A 1653-nucleotide genomic window follows, 5' to 3' on the forward strand; every position below is an offset into this window, starting at 1 on the left:
CGGAGAGCGCCGCGCCGAGCGGCAGCCCGTCGTCTGGGAACACCAGGTTGCCCTCCGCGTCCTCGGGCGTGAGCCCGCCGCCCGCGCCGTTCACGAGCATCTTCACCTCGAGCGTGGGGCACGCGCCCGCCACGTTGTCCACCACGTCCGCGATGTCGCCGAGCGAGGTGGCGATGATCGCCTTGATGGACGCGCCGTTCAGGCGATACTCCAGGTCGTGCTCCTTGAGCATGAAGGTGGCCGGCACCATGACCGCGCCCAGCTTCGCGAGCGCCGTGGCCACGAACCAGAACTGGTAGTGGCGGCGCAGGATGACCATGACGTAGTCGCCGCGGCCAACGCCGTGGGCGGCCAGGTAGTTCGCGGTCTTGTCAGACCAGCGCTTCATGTCGGCGAAGGTGAACACGTGCTCCTCGCCCTCGGGGTTGCACCACACCATGGCGCGGCGGTCGGGGTCGTTCTCGGCAATGTCGTCGACCACGTCGTAGCCGAAGTTGAAGCCCGCGGGGCACTTGACGGCGAAATCGACGAGCAGGCCTTCCTCGTCGTAGGTCTCTTCGACGAAGCGGAGGTTGATGTTTCTCATGGGTGTTCTCTTCCTGGGAGGCAATGCGGCGGGCGGATCCGCCGCGAGACGGATACGATCATCGATGCGACGGCGCCTGACCGGACGCCCGCCCCGGGCCGCCGGATGCGGCGAGGCGGGACGGGACGGCGGCGCCTAGATAATCGCGTCCCCGTGGGGCTTCATGACGATGGCCAAAAACGTGCACGGCTCGCCGCCGGTGGCGATCATGCCGTGGCCGCGGCCCGAGTCGTACATGAGCAGGTCGCCGGCCTCCAGCTCCTCGACGTGGTCCTCGTAGGCGAAGCGCATCCTGCCCGACAGGATGAAGTCGAGCTCCTGGCCCACGTGGTAGGACAGGTGTATGGGAGCGTCCTGCTCTTCCTCGAGGTAGGGCGCCGTGACCAGGAACGGCTCGGCCAGCTTGTTCTTGAAGTGGGGGGCCTTGTGCAGGTACTCGAAGCCCGCGCGGCGCTTGATGGAGAGCCCGTCGGCCGCGCGCGTGAGCGAGTAGCCCGACAGGTGCGGGTTCTCGCCGGTCAAAAGCTCGATGACATCCACGCCCAGGCGCTCGGCGCACTTGTAGAGGAACGTGAACGACAGGTCTTGCGCGCCCGATTCCTGGGCGGCGTACTCGGCGAGGGTGCGGCCGGTGGCGTCGGCCATCTCCTGCTGGGTGATCTCGAGGTCTTCGCGCAGCGCCCGAATGCGCCCTGCCACCTCTTCGATATTCGGCTCCATAGTCGCTTGACCTCCTTCTCAACGTCGCGGCAGCGTCGCTTCGAATAAGGGGCGGCCTGCCTTGTCTGGTAAAAAGTTTTCCCATTGTATAGCAAATCGGTCGGCTTCGCCCCCAGAAGGCCGAAATCTCCGCAGGCGGCCGCGCAAACCACCGCGCACCGCCCCGCCCCGTGCGCATGCGCCGGTGAAAACGCCACGGCAACGCTTGCGGCCCGCACCGCTCTTTGATACCCTTCTCGTGTACCTTTCTGTGTACGTTACCAGTAAGCTAAGCGACAGGAGGAGACCAGCGATGGCGCGCGAGCACGAGGTAGCCCACCTCGCCCCTTGGAGGCGGCGCCGGGCGG

Annotated in this window: 2 protein-coding genes; both read right to left on the bottom strand. The window is 66.7% G+C overall.

Annotation, left to right across the window (positions count from 1 at the left end):
* The coding region (locus tag GPA_RS13445) for an AMP-binding protein (protein ID WP_041239658.1) at window positions 1–586 on the bottom strand (586 nt) is incomplete at its 3' end.
* Between the two features lie 135 nt (window positions 587–721).
* On the bottom strand, window positions 722–1306 hold the full coding sequence (locus GPA_RS13450) for a helix-turn-helix domain-containing protein (protein WP_015540206.1): 585 nt from the start codon (window positions 1304–1306) through the stop codon (window positions 722–724).
* Window positions 1307–1653: the final 347 nt, after the last annotated feature.

Origin of the sequence: Gordonibacter pamelaeae 7-10-1-b (assembly GCF_000210055.1) — a bacterium.
Lineage (GTDB): Bacteria > Actinomycetota > Coriobacteriia > Coriobacteriales > Eggerthellaceae > Gordonibacter > Gordonibacter pamelaeae.

Excerpts from the sequence above, each read along its gene's own strand:
- GPA_RS13450 (WP_015540206.1), bottom strand. The coding sequence starts at position 1,306 with ATGGAGCCGAATATCGAAGAGGTGGCAGGGCGCATTCGGGCGCTGCGC.